Annotated in this window: 19 protein-coding genes; 12 read left to right on the top strand and 7 right to left on the bottom strand. The window is 59.5% G+C overall.

Translation table 11 applies throughout. The features are described from left to right. Nucleotides 1-43: 43 nt before the first annotated feature. From BN1128_RS06785 to BN1128_RS06770, 4 genes are all read right to left on the bottom strand, one after another. Nucleotides 44-1,408: a maltoporin gene (locus BN1128_RS06785; protein WP_042867187.1), complete on the bottom strand. Its 1,365-nt coding sequence runs from the start codon at nucleotides 1,406-1,408 to the stop codon at nucleotides 44-46. A 525-nt stretch (nucleotides 1,409-1,933) separates the two neighbouring features. Continuing rightward, complete coding sequence (locus BN1128_RS06780) at nucleotides 1,934-2,374, bottom strand: flavodoxin (protein WP_042867186.1); 441 nt, start codon at nucleotides 2,372-2,374, stop codon at nucleotides 1,934-1,936. A gap of 90 nt (nucleotides 2,375-2,464) precedes the next feature. Next, the gene (gene truC, locus BN1128_RS06775) at nucleotides 2,465-3,238 is read right to left on the bottom strand and encodes a tRNA pseudouridine(65) synthase TruC (protein ID WP_042867185.1); all 774 of its coding nucleotides are present in this window, start codon (nucleotides 3,236-3,238) and stop codon (nucleotides 2,465-2,467) included. Further along, the gene (locus BN1128_RS06770; RefSeq protein ID WP_042867184.1) at nucleotides 3,235-3,570 is read right to left on the bottom strand and encodes a YqcC family protein; all 336 of its coding nucleotides are present in this window, start codon (nucleotides 3,568-3,570) and stop codon (nucleotides 3,235-3,237) included. The genes truC and BN1128_RS06770 overlap by 4 nt, the downstream gene beginning before the upstream one ends. A gap of 373 nt (nucleotides 3,571-3,943) precedes the next feature. Here BN1128_RS06770 and BN1128_RS06765 point away from each other — a divergent pair, with 373 nt between their 5' ends. The 5 genes from BN1128_RS06765 (at nucleotide 3,944) to BN1128_RS06745 (ending at nucleotide 6,916) form a co-directional block, all read left to right on the top strand. Continuing rightward, nucleotides 3,944-4,972: a DUF3549 family protein gene (locus BN1128_RS06765; RefSeq protein ID WP_042867183.1), complete on the top strand. Its 1,029-nt coding sequence runs from the start codon at nucleotides 3,944-3,946 to the stop codon at nucleotides 4,970-4,972. A 74-nt stretch (nucleotides 4,973-5,046) separates the two neighbouring features. Next, nucleotides 5,047-5,346, top strand: coding sequence for a DUF3301 domain-containing protein (locus BN1128_RS06760; protein ID WP_042867182.1), 300 nt, complete (start codon nucleotides 5,047-5,049; stop codon nucleotides 5,344-5,346). 135 nt (nucleotides 5,347-5,481) lie between these two features. Continuing rightward, the gene (locus tag BN1128_RS06755) at nucleotides 5,482-5,718 is read left to right on the top strand and encodes a DUF2789 domain-containing protein (protein WP_042867181.1); all 237 of its coding nucleotides are present in this window, start codon (nucleotides 5,482-5,484) and stop codon (nucleotides 5,716-5,718) included. A 100-nt stretch (nucleotides 5,719-5,818) separates the two neighbouring features. Then, a complete protein-coding gene (locus BN1128_RS06750; protein ID WP_042867180.1) occupies nucleotides 5,819-6,124 on the top strand; it encodes a hypothetical protein in 306 nt (101 codons plus the stop codon). A 6-nt stretch (nucleotides 6,125-6,130) separates the two neighbouring features. Further along, nucleotides 6,131-6,916 (top strand): Zn-ribbon-containing protein, encoded by a 786-nt coding sequence (locus BN1128_RS06745; protein WP_042867179.1) that lies wholly within the window; start codon nucleotides 6,131-6,133, stop codon nucleotides 6,914-6,916. Between the two features lie 87 nt (nucleotides 6,917-7,003). Here the strand turns inward: BN1128_RS06745 and syd are convergent, their stop codons facing one another. Beyond that, on the bottom strand, nucleotides 7,004-7,552 hold the full coding sequence (gene syd / locus BN1128_RS06740; protein ID WP_042867178.1) for a SecY-interacting protein: 549 nt from the start codon (nucleotides 7,550-7,552) through the stop codon (nucleotides 7,004-7,006). A 177-nt stretch (nucleotides 7,553-7,729) separates the two neighbouring features. On the opposite strand from syd, the gene queF reads away from it, so the two are divergent. The 7 genes from queF to BN1128_RS06705 all read left to right on the top strand — a co-directional run bounded on the left by queF (nucleotide 7,730) and on the right by BN1128_RS06705 (nucleotide 16,940). Continuing rightward, complete coding sequence (queF, locus tag BN1128_RS06735) at nucleotides 7,730-8,578, top strand: NADPH-dependent 7-cyano-7-deazaguanine reductase QueF (protein ID WP_042867325.1); 849 nt, start codon at nucleotides 7,730-7,732, stop codon at nucleotides 8,576-8,578. A gap of 192 nt (nucleotides 8,579-8,770) precedes the next feature. Continuing rightward, on the top strand, nucleotides 8,771-11,041 hold the full coding sequence (locus BN1128_RS06730; RefSeq protein ID WP_042867177.1) for a hypothetical protein: 2,271 nt from the start codon (nucleotides 8,771-8,773) through the stop codon (nucleotides 11,039-11,041). Nucleotides 11,042-11,132: 91 nt separating this feature from the next. Beyond that, entirely contained in the window at nucleotides 11,133-12,752 is a 1,620-nt protein-coding gene (locus BN1128_RS06725; RefSeq protein ID WP_042867176.1) for a GGDEF domain-containing protein, read from the top strand. 150 nt (nucleotides 12,753-12,902) lie between these two features. Continuing rightward, a complete protein-coding gene (ppnN, locus tag BN1128_RS06720; RefSeq protein WP_042867175.1) occupies nucleotides 12,903-14,258 on the top strand; it encodes a nucleotide 5'-monophosphate nucleosidase PpnN in 1,356 nt (451 codons plus the stop codon). A 137-nt stretch (nucleotides 14,259-14,395) separates the two neighbouring features. After that, nucleotides 14,396-15,205: a flap endonuclease Xni gene (gene xni / locus BN1128_RS06715; protein ID WP_042867174.1), complete on the top strand. Its 810-nt coding sequence runs from the start codon at nucleotides 14,396-14,398 to the stop codon at nucleotides 15,203-15,205. A 162-nt stretch (nucleotides 15,206-15,367) separates the two neighbouring features. Continuing rightward, nucleotides 15,368-16,375, top strand: coding sequence for an isocitrate dehydrogenase (locus BN1128_RS06710; protein WP_042867173.1), 1,008 nt, complete (start codon nucleotides 15,368-15,370; stop codon nucleotides 16,373-16,375). Between the two features lie 121 nt (nucleotides 16,376-16,496). Continuing rightward, nucleotides 16,497-16,940, top strand: coding sequence for a hypothetical protein (locus BN1128_RS06705; protein WP_042867172.1), 444 nt, complete (start codon nucleotides 16,497-16,499; stop codon nucleotides 16,938-16,940). A gap of 74 nt (nucleotides 16,941-17,014) precedes the next feature. Here the strand turns inward: BN1128_RS06705 and rlmM are convergent, their stop codons facing one another. After that, nucleotides 17,015-18,109 carry a 23S rRNA (cytidine(2498)-2'-O)-methyltransferase RlmM gene (gene rlmM / locus BN1128_RS06700; RefSeq protein WP_042867171.1) on the bottom strand — a complete coding sequence of 365 codons (1,095 nt, stop codon included), beginning with the start codon at nucleotides 18,107-18,109 and terminating at the stop codon, nucleotides 17,015-17,017. Then, nucleotides 18,102-18,500: a DUF423 domain-containing protein gene (locus BN1128_RS06695; RefSeq protein WP_042867170.1), complete on the bottom strand. Its 399-nt coding sequence runs from the start codon at nucleotides 18,498-18,500 to the stop codon at nucleotides 18,102-18,104. The genes rlmM and BN1128_RS06695 overlap by 8 nt, the downstream gene beginning before the upstream one ends. Nucleotides 18,501-18,506: the final 6 nt, after the last annotated feature.

Genomic DNA, 18,506 nt, shown 5'->3' with positions numbered 1-18,506 from the left:
GCCCCCATACGGGGGCAGTGACTAACTTAACTGAAAGAAGTGCTTACCACCAAGCTTCCGCTTGAACACCAACTTGGTAGGTGTCTTTGGAGGTGCCGCTTTCGAAGACTTTCTGGTCTTCGTCGTTGGCCAGGTAGGAGGCGAACACACGGATTTCAGGACGGGCCCAGAAGCTGGAGCCAGCAGACCAGGCTTGAGCCAGGGTCAGCTTGTAGCCGGAGTCATCAACAGAGGTACCGTTGGTGGACTTGGTCTTGTCCTTGAAGTAGCCGCCTTCGAAGATGGTCTTGTTGAAGTCATCCCACTTGTACATGGGGCGAACAACGGCGGACATGGCTTCAACCTTGTCGTTGCCATCCCACATCTCGTTGCCTACACCGTAGACCAGCTGGTGACCCATCTCGAAGTTGTTGCCCATCGGGACAACACCCCAGTTGATGATGCGATAGCCATCAGCGCCGTCTTTGGCTTCGGCACCGTACCAGGAGCCATCACCGTAGAAGGCCATGGTCTTGGAGTAGCCTTCAGTACCGTACTGCAGTACGGTCTTGTTGAAGCCACCCAGAATGCCTTGAGTCAATTCGGCAGTCAGCATGACGCCGTCTTTCATATTGTTGTTTTTCAGCGGTTTCTGCGCTTCGGTCTCGTTAACCAGTGCGTAGTCTACGCCCAGTTCCAGAGACGCTTCGCTCCACAGCGGGATACCGGCATAACGCAGGTCCAGTGTGTTGACGTTAACATCTTCGTTCTTGGTGTAAGTAGGATCTTCTACATAGTTACCAGTTGGGTTGCCGTTTGCATCCAAAACAGGTTTTTTATTTACACCGGTCTTAGTGTACTGACCGAACACATCGGCCGCGCTGCGGTCGTTGCGAACCCAGGCGAAGGAGATCTTGCCAGGACCGGCCTGGATGCCTTCGATACCGGCACCGGCACCGGAGATGTTCCAGTAGTAGAAGTCGGAGATGTGGATGTCGTGACGTTGGTAGTAACGCTTACCGGCCCACAGGGTGGCTTCCGGTGCGAAACCCAGCAGGCCCTTGGCCTGGACATTGAACTGGCGCAGGGCGAAATCGGAATCACCGTTGCACTGTTTGGCATCGAAGTTACAAACGGTACCGGTACCTTCCCAGTCGTTTGAACCGTTGGATGCCATGGCGAACATGGAGTCAACGTAGAAAGTCTTGCCATCCTTGTTGAATACTTCCTGACCCAGCTGAACTTCGCCGTAGGTATCATTTTCGTTACCCAGACGACCAACCTTGTTCACGTTGTATTTAACCATGTCTCCGTCACCGGAAACGCCAACACCTGAACGGAAGTAGCCGTGGAAATCAACGGCGAAGGCGGCTTGGGAAGCCAGGGCTGCGGTTACTGCTGCAGCGATCGGGAGCCACTTTGCTTTCATTTTCATTTTCCTTATTCCCGCTGAGAGGAGTGTGATCCTGATATTCAAGTTCTTATCACCTAGAAAAACGTTTCGGTGATAACCGGAATGGATTATAGGTAGCCAATTTCGAGACAAACATGAGCTGATTCACAAAATGGCGACAAATCGCCCACCTCGTACTCGGGAGGGTTTTATAGGATATGGAAAGCAAAAAATTGGCAATAACTCACCACTAAAGAACGTAAATAAGCAAACAAAATAGACTGAAATCGCTACCAACAATTAATTCGCTTCGATGATTAAGTTGAAAATACCCAAATCAATGACAAAAACATGACTGAAATCGCTTTCAATGCGGAACTTTTAATTTTCTTGCATGTCGGTCATGACAGAAATAAATGCTCGACCAAACGAAGGGATGCCAGAAAAATAACCGGATAGAAGGTAGGAAATATGATCAGTTGAGACTGGTCTGTCTCGGAAATAAACATCCCCCGTGGGCAAACCAACGGGGGACAAATAAAGAACACGAGGAGGGGAAAACTAGAGTGTATTTCCCCAGCCGGTTAGCCAAGCCAGCGCCACTTTTTCCGGTTCATCGTCAACGGTGGCATCTATCTCCAGACGGGGCAACAGAGCCGTGGCCCCCAGCTCCTGCAACAGGCCGTCAAGCTGACGACCGGCACCACAAAAGTGCTCATAGCTGCTGTCACCCATGGCGATGAGCGCATAGCGCCACCCTTTCATATAGGGAGCCCGATCGGCCAGGGCGGCGGCGAAGGGTTGCAGATTGGGCGGAATATCGCCCTGCCCCGTGGTGGCAGTGATCACCAGCAGGAAGCGGGAGGCGTCCAGGTCTTCCAGCGCGGCCTCATCGAAGATCTGGCACTCATGTCCGACCTGCTGCAACTGCGCAGCCAGAGTCTCGGCAACCAGCATGGCCGCGCCATAAACGGTTCCCACCACTATATCTATCTGAGCCATAACGGATTCCTTTGACTGGCGTGGCTTTACAGCATGCCACAACCCGGTCGAAGGCAACACCCAGCCGTGAGTAAGCAGGCCAAGCGAAGATCAGTAGTCGCTCTCGCTGGCGGGCCAGCCCAGCTCGGCAAACAGCTGCAAGACGTCCGGCCCCAGCGGCGCCTGGATCCGCATCGGGACGTTGAGGATCGGGTGCTCGAAACTGAGTCTGCGGGCCACCAGCAGCAGGCGTTCGCACCCCAGCTGCTCGCGAAAGAAGCGGTTGTGACGGCCATCACCATGGCTGGTATCCCCGACTATGGGGTGGAACAGGTGGGCCAGATGGCGGCGCAGCTGATGCTTGCGACCGGTTTTCGGGAACAGCCTGACCAGACTGTAACGACTGGTGGGATGCTTCTTGGAAACCGCATGGGGCAGCTCAACCTGGTGCAGGCGATGAAATGCGGTGACCGCCTCCTGGGCCGGGCGATCCGGGGAACTCATGGCGTCGGCTATCTTGTCCAGCTGCTCCTTGAGGGGATAATCGATCACCCCCTGCTCCGGGGCCCAGCCCCGTACCAGCGCCAGATACTCCTTGTGCACCCGACGGGCGGCAAACGCCTCGGTCAGGGTGCGGGCAACCGCAGGATCCAGTGCAAACAGCAGTACGCCTGAGGTAGGGCGATCGAGGCGATGCACGGGGTAGACGTGGCGGCCGCCGATGAGATCCCTGGTCATCTGCATGGCGAAGCGGGTCTCGGCCTTGTCGAGCCAGCTGCGGTGCACCAGCAGGCCCGACGGCTTGTTGACCGCCACCAGCCAGTCATCCTGATAGAGCAGGGTCAGTTGCAAGGCGTTTTCTTCCTTTGCCTGCTCACTCATCATTGCTCAACCACTTTGCCGGAGAGCAGCAGATCGAAGCGGGCGATCAACCGCAGCAGGGCTTCCACGTCGGCCAGCTCTTCTTTGTAGACTTCACTCGCCATGGGATAGAGGGAGACGCTGGTGGGCAGCGGCGCTTGCAGCATGACCAATTGCTCCATGCGCGGGATCAGCACGAACTGCAGCCACTGATCGAAGCTCAGGGTATCGACACAGAACGGCAGCTCGCTCGCCAGGGCCTCTTCACCCGGATGCTCATCTTGCCAGCGCTCCAGGCGCTGCAACTCGGCGGTGAGTTCACCCAACAGGCCGGCTACCAGCAAATATTGATTCATCTCGTCGTCCTCTTGCTCATGACCACATACCGGTCAGCCTCCCCTGTAAAACGGACACAGGCTGGCCGGGCTCATCAAAAAAGGGCGCTACTATACACCGTCCCCCTCCCCCTCTGCCATGTTCCATTGGCAGGCTGGACGCAGAGCCGAGCCCCCACAGGCTATCTGATGCAACTGCTTTATACAGATTGACCCGCAGCGCCCTTCTCAGCATGTAGCAAAACACCCTTGGCCCCCCCACTGACTATCTGATGCAATCGCTTTATACAGCTTGACCCACAGCGCCTGTAATGAAGCGCTCTTGGTACCCCGGCTGGCTATCTGATACAACCGCTTTATAATCGGCCCGCATCACCCTTAGCCGGATCACATCATGTCTACCATCAACACGCTGACCGAGTTTCTGACCCAGGCCGATACCCAGTTTCAACTGTTCGACATGGGCCGCCAGGTGCGGCCGCTGGCGAGCGACACCTTCGTGCGCATCGAGCAGCAACAGGAACCCTATCCCTGGCCCCTGCAACAGCACGCTTGGCTCGGCGTCCATTTCTTCCAGCCGGCGGAGTCCAGGCACTATCTCTGGTTCCTCAAGTTTGCGCTCGATGAGCGCGGTCTGCTCATCGGCAGCGGCCCCAAGCTCTTCATGGATCAGGTGGTCGAGACTCTCGGCTACAAGCTGACCGGTGATCTGGATGAAGAGAAGGCCCAGCGACTGGCCGACAACCCCTACACCTTCCGCCCGGCCGAGGCCAAGATGGCCAGCCTGCATGCCAAGCTGGCCCGCCAGCTGGAACAGGCCCCTTCCGTCTACTACGACGCCCTGTGCCACTATCTGACGGCACCCGGCGACGAAGGCTGGCAGGCGCTGGGCCTGCAAGGCTTCGCCGACATGGCCGAGCGACTGCAGGACGAGCGCAATCTGGCGCTGGTGTGCAAGGCGTTGCCAAAGCTGCCCCAGGCGCCGCTCTACGCCCTGTGCCAGAGCCTGGAGAATGTCCCGCTGCCACCGGCCGTGCAGGGTGCCCTGTTCGAGCGCATCGGCAAGGAGCAGGAGAGCGCCGAGCCCAACCCCGAAACCCTGGCCTACCTGTGCCGGGCGCTGGCCTCGTGCAACGGCAATGCCATGCGCACCAACAAGCTGCTGACCCTGCTGCAAACCCAGCCAAGCCCGGCCCTGCTGCTCGCCATCGCCGGTCGCCTCTGGCCCGATCTGACGGTGCCGAGTCTGCTCGGTCTGTTCCTGGAGCAGCTGGCGCTGCAACCGACCCAGTTCTTCAATCAGGTGTATGCCGAACTGGTGACCCTGCCGGCCCTGCGCGATGATATGCTGGCCAGATTGCGGGATCCGGCGCGAAGCGATGCGCTCGGTCAGGCCATAGGCCGCCTGTTTGCAGCGGCGTAACGGCAGATGGAATAACGACCGGGTGGCTCGCCACTCGGTCCACACAAGGCCACATCACAAGGAAGGAGCCCTCGATGGGTGAAATGCTCGGTATCTTGCTGCTTATCCTCATCGGCGCTGCCTTCTGGCATCAGCGCCGCCAGGCCGAACTCGCCTGGCAATACATGCGCCGCTACTGCCAACATCACGATCTGCAACTGCTGTCGCTGGCACGCAGCCACCGTGCGCTGACCCGTCAGCCACTGCGACTGTTGACCTATTACGAGTTTGAATTTTCCAGCGACGGCGAGAGCCACTACCAGGGTCAGCTGCGCATGCAGGGACTGCACATCGTCGGCGTCGACCTGCCACCCCATCGCATGCCGTCCCAGTAAGCCAGCCGGCGCTTATCCCGCTGGCCCAAGAGCACGTCAGGCCAGCCACCCCGCATCGGGCCCATGCCATCGCAATAGAAAGCCGGTACGGATCCGGGCCTATAATTTTCAGGAATGTCCCCCGGGAGAGATGAGATGGAATTCCTGACCCACGACCTGTCCGCCCTGTTTGACCAGCTGGGCCTGGCCAACGACGAGCTGAGCCTGCACCGCTTCATCCACGAACACCGGCTGGACAATCAGACCCTGCTGCCCGAGGCCGATTTCTGGACCCAGTCCCAGGCCAACTTCCTGCGCGATGCGCTCTGGGATGATTCGGACTGGTCGGAAGCCATCGATCAGCTGGATGTGCTGCTGCGCCAGACCGATTGAACCTCCTCCTCTCGCCAGCCCGCTTTCCAGACGAAGGCGGTTTGGTTAAGCTCTGTGCCCCGTCCAGCCCGTATCACCGCCATCCTGCGCAGGAGCCCTCATGTCCGCCCAAGAGATCATCCGCATTGCCAACGAACTGGCCGCGAAGGGGATCGCCCCCTCCACCGCCATGGTCAAGGCTCGCCTCAGCCAGCCCGTGCCCATGGCCGAGCTGCTGAAAGCACTGAGCCAGTGGAAACAGCAACCCCAGCCCACCGAGCCATCCGCGGCTACCACGCCTGCGGTTGCCAAGCCCGAGATGGCGGCCGATGCCGCCAACCTGCAGCTGTTGAGCGAGCAACTCAACCGGCTCGAGCAGAAGGTCGATCGCCTGACCGCTCTGCTGCTTCAACGCCAGCCGGACTGAGCCCCCATGTACATTCTCGAACTCAGCTTTGAGTGCTATCGCGATACCTCCCTCGGTGAGGCCGAGCGGGCCATCGTCAACTACCTAGACATGCTGCGCTATCAGGGCCAGATCCTTGGCCGGGAATTTCCCACCAGCATGCAGCAGGGTCAGTTCATCAGCCGGGTGGTCTGCCCCGAGCAAGACAGCCTGCACCCGGACAACCAGAGCGAACAGGTGGCACTGGCTGAACAGCAGCTCAATCAGGCGGGACTGCTCGCACCAAAACTTCAGCTGCAAGGGGTGGATCTGCTCTCCGACAGCACGGATCCTTGCGGCCATACCGACGAGCGGCCGAGCTGGATGCTGCTCTACACCAGCTTCCTGCACACCTGCTCACCACTGCGTTGCGGCGACCACTTCGCGCCCATACCGCTCTATCGGCTGCCCGCAATCGCCAACGGTGACCACAAGCAGATCATCAAGTGGCAGGAGGATTGGGAGGCGTGTGATCAGTTGCAGATGAACGGCTCCATCGCCGAACACGCGGCATTGCACGAAATCGGCGAGGTAGGCAGCCGCCTGCAACGCCGTGGCAGCGATCTCGGCAAGCGGCTGGAGGCCCTGAGCGGCATTCCTACCTATTACTACCTCTACCGGGTCGGCGGGCTGAGCGCCGCCGAAGAGAAGGCTCGCCCCTGCCCCGGCTGTGGTGGCGAGTGGGCGCTAACCGAACCGCTGCACGAGATCTTCGACTTCAAGTGCGATCCCTGCCGGCTGGTCTCCAACCTCTCCTGGGACTTCAAGGATTAGGGGCCACGCCAGCCGTGATAAAGGGACAATGAAAAAGAGCCTTGCCAAGCGGCAAGGCTCTTTTCGTTAGGATTTGTGCAAAGCCCCTTATTGCGGCAAGGTCTCCAGCCGCGCGAGAAAATCGGGCAAGGAGGGCGCCAGCGCCAGACGGCGACCTGAGTCGAGCCACTCCAGCCACACCTGACCACTGTCGTTATCAAGGGAAATAAGCGTCATCTCGTTGCGGGTGGTGGCGATGAAGATCGATGGCGCTCGCTTCAACTTGCGCAGCATCAGCAGGTGGCCGATGAGGTTCTCCCTGAGCAGGTCCAGATCCGCCTCGTTCCACGGCAGGATCAACTCAAGGCGCAACCCCTTGTAGGAACAGGGAATAGGGCGGCTGAACCAGTGGCCAAACAGGGCAAGGGCTGCGGGATGCAGCACCAGCTCCAGCGCATCGGCCATGGCCGTGAAATCCGCGGGTTCACTGCGCTGCTGCGGACGCCAGGCGACCCGCCCCTCTCTGGGCTCATCCAGCTCGCAAGGAGAGCGCCAGGTCGCCTCCCATTCACACAGGGGCAGTCCCCGCCTTGCCTCGCCATCACGCTGCCAGCGTAAAAAAAAGTGTTCCAGGGCAGACAAGACTTGATCCGACATCGAAATTCCCCACAATTGCTGCCAAAGTCCGCTATTGCACCATCAAAGCCGTGAGCAGACAAGGTGAAGCGCGAGACGCCGCTACTTGGCGGCTATCCTCCCGCGACGCCGACCTGGGGCAAGGGCCCCAGCCGCTGCCAGCGCAATGGCCCATTCAACGTCCGGATCATCAAACACATGAGCAAACAAGAGAGATACGCAGGTGCCAGCGCCTTGCAGGGGCTGAGCCTGGGCCAGCAGTCCGCCTACATCAGCCAGTACAGCCCGGCCCTGCTGCAACCGGTACCACGCAGCCTGAACCGCGACGACCTCGGTCTGACCGGTACGCTGCCGTTCCAGGGTTGTGACATCTGGACCCTGTACGAGCTCTCCTGGCTCAATGCCAAAGGCAAGCCCATGGTGGCCGTCGGCGAGGTTTCAGTCCCGTCGACCAGCGCCAACCTCATCGAATCCAAGTCGTTCAAGCTCTATCTCAACTCCTTCAACCAGACCCGTTGCGACTCGCTGGAGGCGGTACAGGCGCTGCTGATCAAGGATCTGAGTGCCTGTGCCGGCAGCGATGTGAGCGTCACCCTGTTCCCGCTGACCCAGGCGCCCCACCACATTGCGACCCTGCCGGGGGAGTGCATCGACGAGCAAGACATAGAGGTGGACTGCTACGAGTTCGATGCCGAGCTGCTGCAGGGGGCGGCGAGCAACGAGGAGGTGGAAGAGACACTGCACAGCCACCTGCTCAAGTCCAACTGTCTGGTGACCAGCCAGCCGGACTGGGGATCCGTAGTGATCCACTATCGTGGCCCGCGGCTGGAGCGGGAGAAACTGCTGCGCTACCTCATCTCGTTTCGTCAGCACAACGAGTTCCACGAGCAGTGCATCGAACGGATCTTCATCGATCTCAAGCACTTCTGTCGCCCGAGCCAGCTGACCGTCTATGCCCGCTATACCCGTCGTGGCGGACTGGATATCAACCCGTTTCGCAGCGACTGGGAAGTTCCCCCCGCCAACCTGCGCCTGATCCGCCAGTAACCGCCGGGCGCAGTTGACGGGAAAGGGCTTGGATACCAAGCCCTTTCCTCCATCCCCACCAGTGAAGGCCGGACGCTGCAGATAAGAAGGGCTTGAATACCAGGCCCCTTCCCCCATCCCCACCAGTAAACGCTGGACGTGCAGGGGGGGGCTTGGATAACATGCCCACACCCCTGTGCTGTCCTTAATCCAATGAATCAACTGTTTTTTCTGGCAATGATGATGTCCTCCCTGTCGGCTCCTGATCTGGACCTGGCCAAGGAGCAATTGTCTATCGATCTGCAGCAGGCCCAGACCCTGGTGCTCACCGATCCTGCCAGATGTGTTCAGATCACCTCGGCCTTCCTGACACGCACAGCCAATAATCCCAAGCAAATCATCAGCAATCGCCAGGAGTACGGCTATCGCGAGCCATTGCTGAGCTATGGCACGGCCGCCCAGGCCACAGGCGCCCACCTGCTCAAGGGGGAGTGCCTGCTGCAACTAGGCCAGTTCCAGGCAGCCCAGAAATCGCTCGATCAGGGCATCGCCATGGCAGCCAAGGAGCAGCAACTGGAGTTGCAGGCCCACGGCCTCTATCTCAAGATCCGCAGCCAGAATCTGCAGGATCACTCCCATGGCGCCAGCGCCGGCCTGCTCGGCCAGCTGGAGACCCTGCTCAACAACCCCAGCCTCAAAGAGAGCCAGTTGCAGGTCTACAGCCGCTTGTTGCGTACCAACGCCAGCATAGAGGCGCACCAGTTCGACGAGGCCAAACGCCAGCTGGCCGAGGCTCGGCGCTGGGCGGACAAGACCAAGGAGCCGCTGGCCAGCGCCTGGGTCAGCGCGGTGAGCGGCGATCTTTACCATGCCCTCAGGCAGCCCCAGCTCTCCCTCGGTGACTACATAGACGCCCAGCAACAGGCCAGGGGACTGCAGGATCCCCTCTTCCTCGGGCTGCTGTCGAACCAGATAGTGAACCTCTATCAGGCGGAGCAGGAGCCGCAGAAGGCACTGCAATACGCCAATGAGGCCGCCAACTACTTTCATGCCCTCGGCAACCCCTCCCTGCTCAGCGATGCGCTGATCGTGCTCGCCCGCCTCAACCGGGATCAGGGCGAGATGAACATGGCGCTGGTCTACTTCTTCAATGCGCTGGATCTGCTGGACGAGGGCAACAATCGCACCCGCATCGCCAATCTCAAGTACGAGATAGGCAAGACCTATCTGCAAACCGGCAACCTGACTCTGGCCCGCAACTACCTTACAGCGGCCCGCCAGTCCCACGAACTGGGCGACGACAAGGAGCCGCTGATCGACACCCTGCTGCTGCTGGGTGAGCTGCACCTCAAGCAGAAAGAGGGTGGCATCGCCATCCTGCAGCTGGAAAATGCGCTGGCGCTGGCCAACCAGATCGGCGATGCCCAGCGCCAGTTCGAAATTTTCCGGCTGCTCTCGATGGCCTACGAACAGAAGGGCTACCTCAAGCAGGCGCTGGACAGCTACAAGAATTTCCACCAGCGCAGCGAACAGGTGCGCCAGCAGCAGGTCGATCTGGAGCAGGAGGCGATCCGCGACAACTATGTCCAGGTGGAGCGGGAGCAGCAGATCAAGGAGCTGGAACAACAGCTCGATACCAGCCAGCACCAGCAGGATCGCTACCTCTGGTCGAGCGTCATCACGGGCCTGCTGCTGACCCTGTTTATCTATCTGTTCTTCACCCTCTGGCTCAAGCTCAGGGTCGCCCGCCTGCAAGGCAAGCAGCTGGGGGAGGCCATCTTGATCGAGCCGCGCACCGGCTTGGCCAACTGGCAGCGGCTGATGAGCCGCTGGCCGCGCGAGATGGCCAGGCGCCAGCAAAAATCAGAGCGCTGGTATCTGAGCGAGCTGCCCACCAGCGAGTTTGACGACAAGCTGCACTATCTGCTGTTTCGGGTGCCCTTCCTGGTCAACAGCCTTGAGCAGCACGGCTATCAGGTAAGCCGCGAGATAGAGCAGGCCTTCGGCAGCTATGTCAACGGGCTGACGCCGCAGGATGGGCGTATCTACGATCTGCGTGAAGGTCATCTGCTCTACGTGGTGCCCCAGCGCCATGTAGAGGATCTGCACCGGCTGGCTCAGGATCTGCTCGCGGCCTTTGCCGCCTTCCCCTGCCAGCACCCGCTCGATCGCCACATCAGCCTCGGCATCGTCAGCCACCCCTTCCTGCCCAAGGCGGCGACCGCCCTCGATCATCACGGCCTGTTCGATCTCTGTTATCTGGCACTAGCCGGAGCCATTCAGCTCAGTGAAAAACACCAGCAAAGTGTCTGGCTGGAGCTGGCCGCCATCGATTGCCAACAGGCCGCATTTTTTAATGGGGATGTGTGGCAATGCTGCTTGATGGCAATTGACAAGGGACTGGTAAAAGTAAATTCTTCTCATGAAAAGCAATGGGTTAATTGGCTTCGACTTTCACGGACGAAAGTGCCGGATGACCAATGACGATATAGATAATCAACTGGGTCTGGAACTGGGTTCGACCGCCGTTGCTATCCAACACAAAAACGATAATGACAACAGGGCGACCTGAATAATGAATGATATCGCTGCCGTAGCAGGACAATTGGCCAGACTCAGGGAATCCCTTCAGCAAAAGCAGCTGGAGCTTGACGGCATCGTCTCTTTCTCCGACACCGAGCGCGCCCGCAGCATCCAGTTTATCGGCAAGTTGATGCAGGCCTGTCGCGGCCATGATCGCGAGCTGGACAACAAGCTCGCCAAGCTCAAGCAAAAACTCGATGGCAATCCGCCGCTCTCCGCTCTCGACGCCGATCTCGCCGTCATCGAGAAGCTGTTGCAGCAGCACGGCAATGCGCTGGAAGAGTCCATCACCCTGACCAAGTCAGCCATCGACCTTGGCTCCAAACAGCTCAAGTCCATCAAGGGCTTCCCGGAGGATACCCGCAAGTCCCTCAAGGAGTTTCTGGCGAGCCCGGATGGCTATGGCATAGGCGATCATCAAAAAAAGGTGATCCGGCTGCTGGAGTTCTACCAGCAGGCCATCAAGATCCAGCTGCTGCCGACCCAACCCCTGCTGGCTCCGGCACCCGTCGCCAGCACGCCGGCCGTGGCCATAGCTGAACTCTCTTCCCCCGAGCCAACCGTCCCGTTTGATGCCAAGACCCACGCCCACATAGCCGACGAGTTGCAGCGCCTCATCACTGAGCTGGACTTTGCCGGTGCCGTCGGCGAGAGCCTGGCGGATATCCGTCGCCAGCTGCTGGGTGGCATCACGCCGCCGCTGCTGGCCGAGATCTGCCTGCAGATCATCGAGCTCATCATAGAGGGCACCCGAGAGGAGCGAAAATCCTCCCAGGCCTTCCTGAGCACTCTCAACGAGAGCCTCTCGGCGGTGCATTTCAGCTTTACCGAATCCCTCGACGAGGGGCGAGCCCTGCAAAGCGCCACCCAGGATACCCGTCAGGCCATCGACAAGGAGCTGCGGGCCATCGACCATAGCCTGGCCAGCCACGACTCCCTCGATGAGCTCAAGGGCGCCATCTCGGGCCACATGGGTGCCATCAACCTGCTGTTGCAAGACAGGGAAGCCATGGCTGCCCGTGAGCGTCACCTGCTCACCCGCCTCTCCACCATGGAAGCCAAGCTGCGACTGATGAAGGAGGAAACCGCCGAGTACAAGAAGCGGCTCACCATCCAGAAGCACAAGCTGTTCCTCGACAGCCTGACCCAGGTGCACAACCGGGCGGCCCTCGACGAGCGGCTCGAGCTCGAATACAAACGCTGGCTGCGCTACAACACCCCGCTCTGTCTGGCCATCATAGACATTGATCACTTCAAGAACATCAATGACAACTATGGCCACATGGCCGGCGACAAGGCGTTGAAGGTCGTGGCCAAGGCATTGCAGGGTGCCCTGCGTGACACCGACTTCATCGCCCGCTTCGGCGGCGAAGAGTTCGTAGTGCTGCTGCCGAACATCAACCCGGACAAATACCAGAAGCCGCTGGAGACACTGCGCCAGACCATCAAGAGCATTCCGTTCCGTTTTCGGGATGCCAGGGTCGAGATCACCATCTCCATCGGCGCAACCCTGTTTCGGGAAGGGGATCACACCACGGATGCGTTCGAACGGGCCGACAAGGCGCTCTACAGCTCCAAGAACTCGGGCCGGGATCAGGTCAACCTGGCCTGATGGCAGGCTAAAAAAGCAGCAAACGCACTTCTCCCCTATTCCCCTGCCCTACCGCTTACATCTACTATCAAATTCAAGGGATGCCATATGGCATCCCGTTTTCTCCCCAGGGAAAAGCACAACGATAACAAGCGAGTGAAAGGGGAACCTATGATTACGCACATCAATCCTGTCGGCAGCATGGACTTGCTGTCACAACTCGAGGTGGATCGCCTCAAACAAACAGCCTCCAGCGATATCTATCAACTGTTTCGCAACTGCTCGCTGGCAGTGCTCAACTCAGGTAGCCATACCGACAGCTCCAAAGAGATACTGGAGCGCTTCAAATCCTTTGATATTCATGTGATCCGGCGCGAACGCGGGGTCAAACTCGAACTGTTCAATGCTCCCGAACACGCCTTTGTGGATGGCGAAATCATCCGCGGCATTCAGGAGCACCTCTTCTCCGTGCTGCGCGACATCCTCTATGTCTCGACTCAGCTGGAATCGAACCGGCTGGTCAACCTGACCAGCTCCACCCACATCTCCAATGTGGTGTTCGCCATACTGCGCAACGCCAAGGCGATCCTGCCGGGGGCGGATCCCAACCTGGTGGTCTGCTGGGGCGGCCACTCCATCAACGAGATCGAGTACCAGTACACCCGCGCAGTGGGCAACGAACTGGGCCTGCGCGAGCTCAACATCTGTACTGGCTGCGGCCCGGGTGCCATGGAAGGGCCCATGAAGGGCGCCGCCGTCGGCCACGCCAAACAGCGGGTGCGCAACGGCCGTTACATAGGCCTGACCGAGCCGTCCATCATAGCCGCAGAGCCGCCTAACCCTATCGTCAACGAGCTGGTGATACTGCCGGACATAGAGAAACGGCTGGAGGCCTTCGTGCGTCTGGGCCATGGCATCATCATCTTCCCGGGCGGAGTCGGCACCGCCGAGGAGCTGCTCTACCTGCTCGGCATCATGATGCACCCGGCCAACGAGCGCCAACCCATGCCGATTATCCTGACCGGTCCGAAGGAGAGCGCCGATTACTTCCGCGCCATCGATGACTTCGTCAAGGCGACCCTGGGCGAGCCTGCCACCAGCCTCTACCGGATCATCGTCGGCGATGCGCCGGAAGTGGCCCGGGTGATGAAGGAAGCAATGCCGAAGATCCGCGAATATCGCAAGTCGGTCGGCGATGCCTACTCCTTCAACTGGTCCCTCAAGATCGAGCCCGAGTTCCAGCTGCCATTCGAGCCGGATCACGCCAACATGGCCAGCCTGGATCTGCACCGCAACCAGCCGCCCCAGCTGCTGGCGGCGAACCTGCGCCGTGCCTTCTCCGGCATAGTCGCCGGCAACGTCAAGGAAGGGGGCATTCGCGCTATCGAGAAGAAGGGTCCCTTCAAGCTACACGGCGACAAGGAGCTGATGCACCTGATGGACAAGCTGCTGGAGAGCTTCGTCAAGCAGCAACGGATGAAGCTGCCGGGCAGCCAGTACGTGCCCTGTTACGAGATAGTGCGCTAAGGCTGAGATCGCAATACGAAGAGAGGGGCGCATTGGCGCCCCTTTTTTTACCGGCCTCTGGCACGCAGATGCCATCAATCCCCCATCAGGCCGACCTGTTTGTTACAATGACGCGTCTCGACCGCCAAGAGTGTCCCATGTCAACTATCAGGCCGCACCTGCTCATCATAGATGCCCTCAACCTCATCCGTCGTCTGCATGCGGTACAAGCCCAGCAGGCGCTGACCCCGGCCCAGGCATTGATCGCCACCCGCGCCAACCTCATCAACACCTGCCGCAAGCTGCTGGCCGGCAGCGAGCCTACCCACGCCATAGCGGTATTTGACGGCGAGGTGCACAGCTGGCGCAAAGAGGTCTATCCAGCCTACAAGGAGGGGCGAACCCCTATGCCGGTCGAGCTGCGCGAAGGCTTGAACACCTTGCAGGATGCGTTCTGGGAGTATGGCGTGGATGCCCTGCTCTCCCAGACCGACGAGGCGGATGACCTGATCGCCACCCTGGCTACTGGCGTTGCCCAGCATGGCGCCAGGGCCACCATCATCTCCACCGACAAGGGGTTCTGCCAACTTATCTGCCCGCAGATCCAGATCCGCGACTACTTCAACAAGCGCTGGCTGGATGCCGCCTTCGTCGAGCAACAATACGGGGTGGCGCCGGCGCAACTGGTGGATTTCTGGGCCCTGACCGGCATAGGTGGCTCCAACATCAAGGGGGTGCCCGGCATTGGCCCCAAGACAGCGACTCAGTTGCTGCAACAACATGGCAGCCTGTCGGCGCTGCTCGCAGCCTGTCAGCAGGAGGGCGCCGGCAAGCCCCTGCTCAAGCTGCGCCATCACCAGGATGAGGCCCTGCTGGCCCAGCGGCTGGTGCAGCTGCAGCGGGATATTCCGCTGGGGTTCAACCTGCGGGAGATACGCTATCCTCCCGTGCCCGACAGCGAGGCCTGACTGACCTCCCCTATGATCCAGCAATCCTGCCAATCATGACGGGACTCACCCTTGCTGTTGACAAAAGCAGATAGAATGTAAAGAAACATGGAGGGTTAGGTGTAGAAATGGTATAAAACGGCCGAATCCTCCCCCTCTGTTCCCTAGAAGTGGATACGTCTCATGTCAAAAAGAAAGATTACCGTCATCCCGGGCGACGGCATTGGCCCCAGCATCATAGAATCCGCCATCCAGATCCTGACCCATGCCGGTTGTGACTTCGAATACGAATATGCGGATGCCGGCCTGGTCGCGCTGGAGAAGCACGGCGAGCTGCTGCCCCAGGCCACCCTGGATCTGATCGAGAAGAACAAGGTCAGCCTGAAAGGCCCACTCACCACCCCGGTCGGCGGCGGCTTCACCTCCATCAACGTCTCCCTGCGCAAGAAATTCAACCTCTACGCCAACGTCCGCCCCGTCATCTCCTTCAAGGGCACCCGCAGCCGTTACGACAACATCGATATCATCACAGTGCGCGAGAACACCGAAGGCATGTACTCGGGCGCCGGCCAGAAGCGCAGCGATGACAACAATAGCGCCGAGGCGATGAGCATCATCACCCGCGACGGGGCCGAGCGCATCGTCAAGTTCGCCTTCGAGCTGGCCCGTCAGGAAGGGCGCAAGAAGGTCACCATCATCCACAAGGCCAACATCCTCAAGTCCACCTCGGGCCTGTTCCTGGAAGTGGCCCGTGAAGTGGCGGCCCGCTATCCGGATATTCAGAGCGAGGAGATGATCGTCGATGCCGCCTGCATGAACCTGGTGATGTACCCGGAGCGGTTCGATGTCATGGTCACCACCAACCTGTTCGGCGACATCCTCTCGGATCTGTGCGCCGGTCTGGTGGGTGGCCTCGGCATGGCGCCGGGCGCCAACATAGGGAATGGTGCCGCCATCTTCGAAGCTGTGCATGGCTCGGCGCCGGATATCGCAGGCAAGAACATCGCCAACCCGACCTCGGTGATCCTCGCCTCCATCCAGATGCTGGAATATCTGGGCATGCAGGACAAGGCTGAGCGCATCCGTGAGGCTGTGCGCGCCACCATAGAATCCGGTGATCGCGTGACTCGGGATCTCGGGGGGACGGCCTCTACCAGCGAGTTCACCCAGTCCATCATAGACCGTTTGTAATTCATCTTAATTCACTGATTTAAAAGGGGAGCTCAGGCTCCCCTTGTTTTATCTCGCGGCGCGCTACCCGCCTAGTCAATTGGCTACTATGTTCAATGCATAAGGGATAAGGAGATCCATTATGCGCGCTATTTTTCCCCTGTTGCTTGTCAGCAGCAGCGTCATGGCAGTAGACAGACCGGTCGACAATGCCTGGAAAGAACTACCAGCATCCGGCACCCAGCAAGCCAGCCAGATCTGGCGCTCCACCATGGATTCCAACGACCTGCTCAAGGCGCCCAAACCGCTCTCCTTCGGGGTAGACATAGTGACCGACAGCGACGGCAACCGGCAGGTCACCCCCTATCAGAAGCTGAATCTGACCGCCGAAAAGAGCGTGAGCCTCTCCTTCGAGCAGCACAAACCCAGGATCAAGTTCAAGGCCGGTGGCATGAACACCTCCATCAAGCTGCACGGCAACGGGGTCAAGCTGGAATTCAGCCCGACCGATCGCTCCATCCCCCTCGACATAGAGCTCAAGCTCACCGACGGCGAATCCTCCCTGCGCTTCGACTATCGCTTCTAGGCCTGCATAAACGACAGGACCGACAGCATCTCTGCTGTCGGTCCTGTTTTCCGTTCACGGCAAGGCGCCGGACGTCAGTCCTTGGCTTCCAGCTTGGAAACCCAGTACTTGTTGTAGACGTGCACAGTGATCTCTTCGCGATCGTGGTAAAGCTGCTTGGCCTGGATGACGAAGGCGTTGTCGATCTCCTTGAGCAGGCCGCGCAACACCTCTATGTTGTGCACCGCTTCGGCGTAACGCTTCTTCATCGGCAGCTTGAGGTTGAACATGGCCTCCTGGCAGTCGTTCTCCCGAAACCAGTCGGCAATCATGTGAACAACCCGTGCCGGCTTCTCCACCATGTCGCACACCAGCCAGTAGATGTTCTTCTTGCTGGGACGCCACACAAAACCATCGTCACGCAGGTGCTTGACCTGACCTGTATCCATCAAGGACTGGGCCATGGTGCCGTTATCCACCGCTGTCACCATCATGCCGCGACGCACCAGCTGATGCGTCCAGCCACCCGGGCAGGCGCCCAGATCGACCGCCTTCATGCCGGAGGTGAGGCGCAGGTCCCACTCTTCCCGTGGCACGAACACATAGAAGGCCTCTTCCAGCTTGAGGCTGGAGCGGCTCGGTGCATCCGGCGGGCAGCGCAGACGCGGGATACCCATGTGGAACTCGGAGTTGTTGAACGAGTAGGAATACCCCAGCAACAGGTGATCGTTGGCCATGAAGAAGGCATGGAACACCGGACGGTGCGGCGTCTCCTTCTTGGTCAGGAGCTCGTTGCTGCGCAGCGCCTGACGAAGCGGCACTGTGAACTTGCGGCAGAAGGCCGACAGCTCTTTCGCTTCGTTGGTATCCGCGGTTTCAACTCGCAGATCGCCACAGATGGTGTATTCGCGAGTCGCTTCTATGATGGGCGAGATCCGATCTGCGACATCCAGATCCTTCAGCTCATGGGTCACCACCAGCATCTGACGGATGAAGATAAGCTCCCTGAATGGCAGCTTGCGCGCCAGCAGATCGGCCTGCTCCTCGTCATACAACTCGAATATCACATAACCGCTGTCGTCCTTGACCCGGGCGAAACCGTAGCACTGCATGTTACTGGCACGCTCGGTGATCTCTGCCGCCGCCTCTTTCTCAAAACCGGGGCGGCAATAAAGCAGCAGATTATTCATTCTTTCCTCCAAGACGACAGCCAGCCCATATCAGAGCCGCCCATCCCAACATAAAACAGAGGCCACCGGCCGGGGTGATGAGCCCCAGCCCCTTGCTGCCGAGCAGCGCCATGGCGTAAATACTGCCGGAGAATCCGAGGATCCCCAGCACAAATGCGAAGCCCGCAAAGGTGATCACCTTGCTGCGCACACCGCACCAACCCAGCACCAGCAGGGCCAATGCGTGAAAAAACTGATACTGCACGGCGGTGTTGAACGCCGCCAGCAGCGAAGGCGTGATGCCACTCGCCGCCAGACCGTGGGCGCCATAGGCCCCCAGCAGGGTTGCCGTCAGGCCAAACAGGCCCGCCAGCACCAACCAATGCCGCTGGACATCTCGCTGGATCTGCATCCTTAG

The organism is Aeromonas piscicola, assembly GCF_000820005.1.
Taxonomy (GTDB): Bacteria; Pseudomonadota; Gammaproteobacteria; order Enterobacterales; family Aeromonadaceae; genus Aeromonas; species Aeromonas piscicola.
This window is presented reverse-complemented; position numbering and strand designations above follow the sequence as displayed.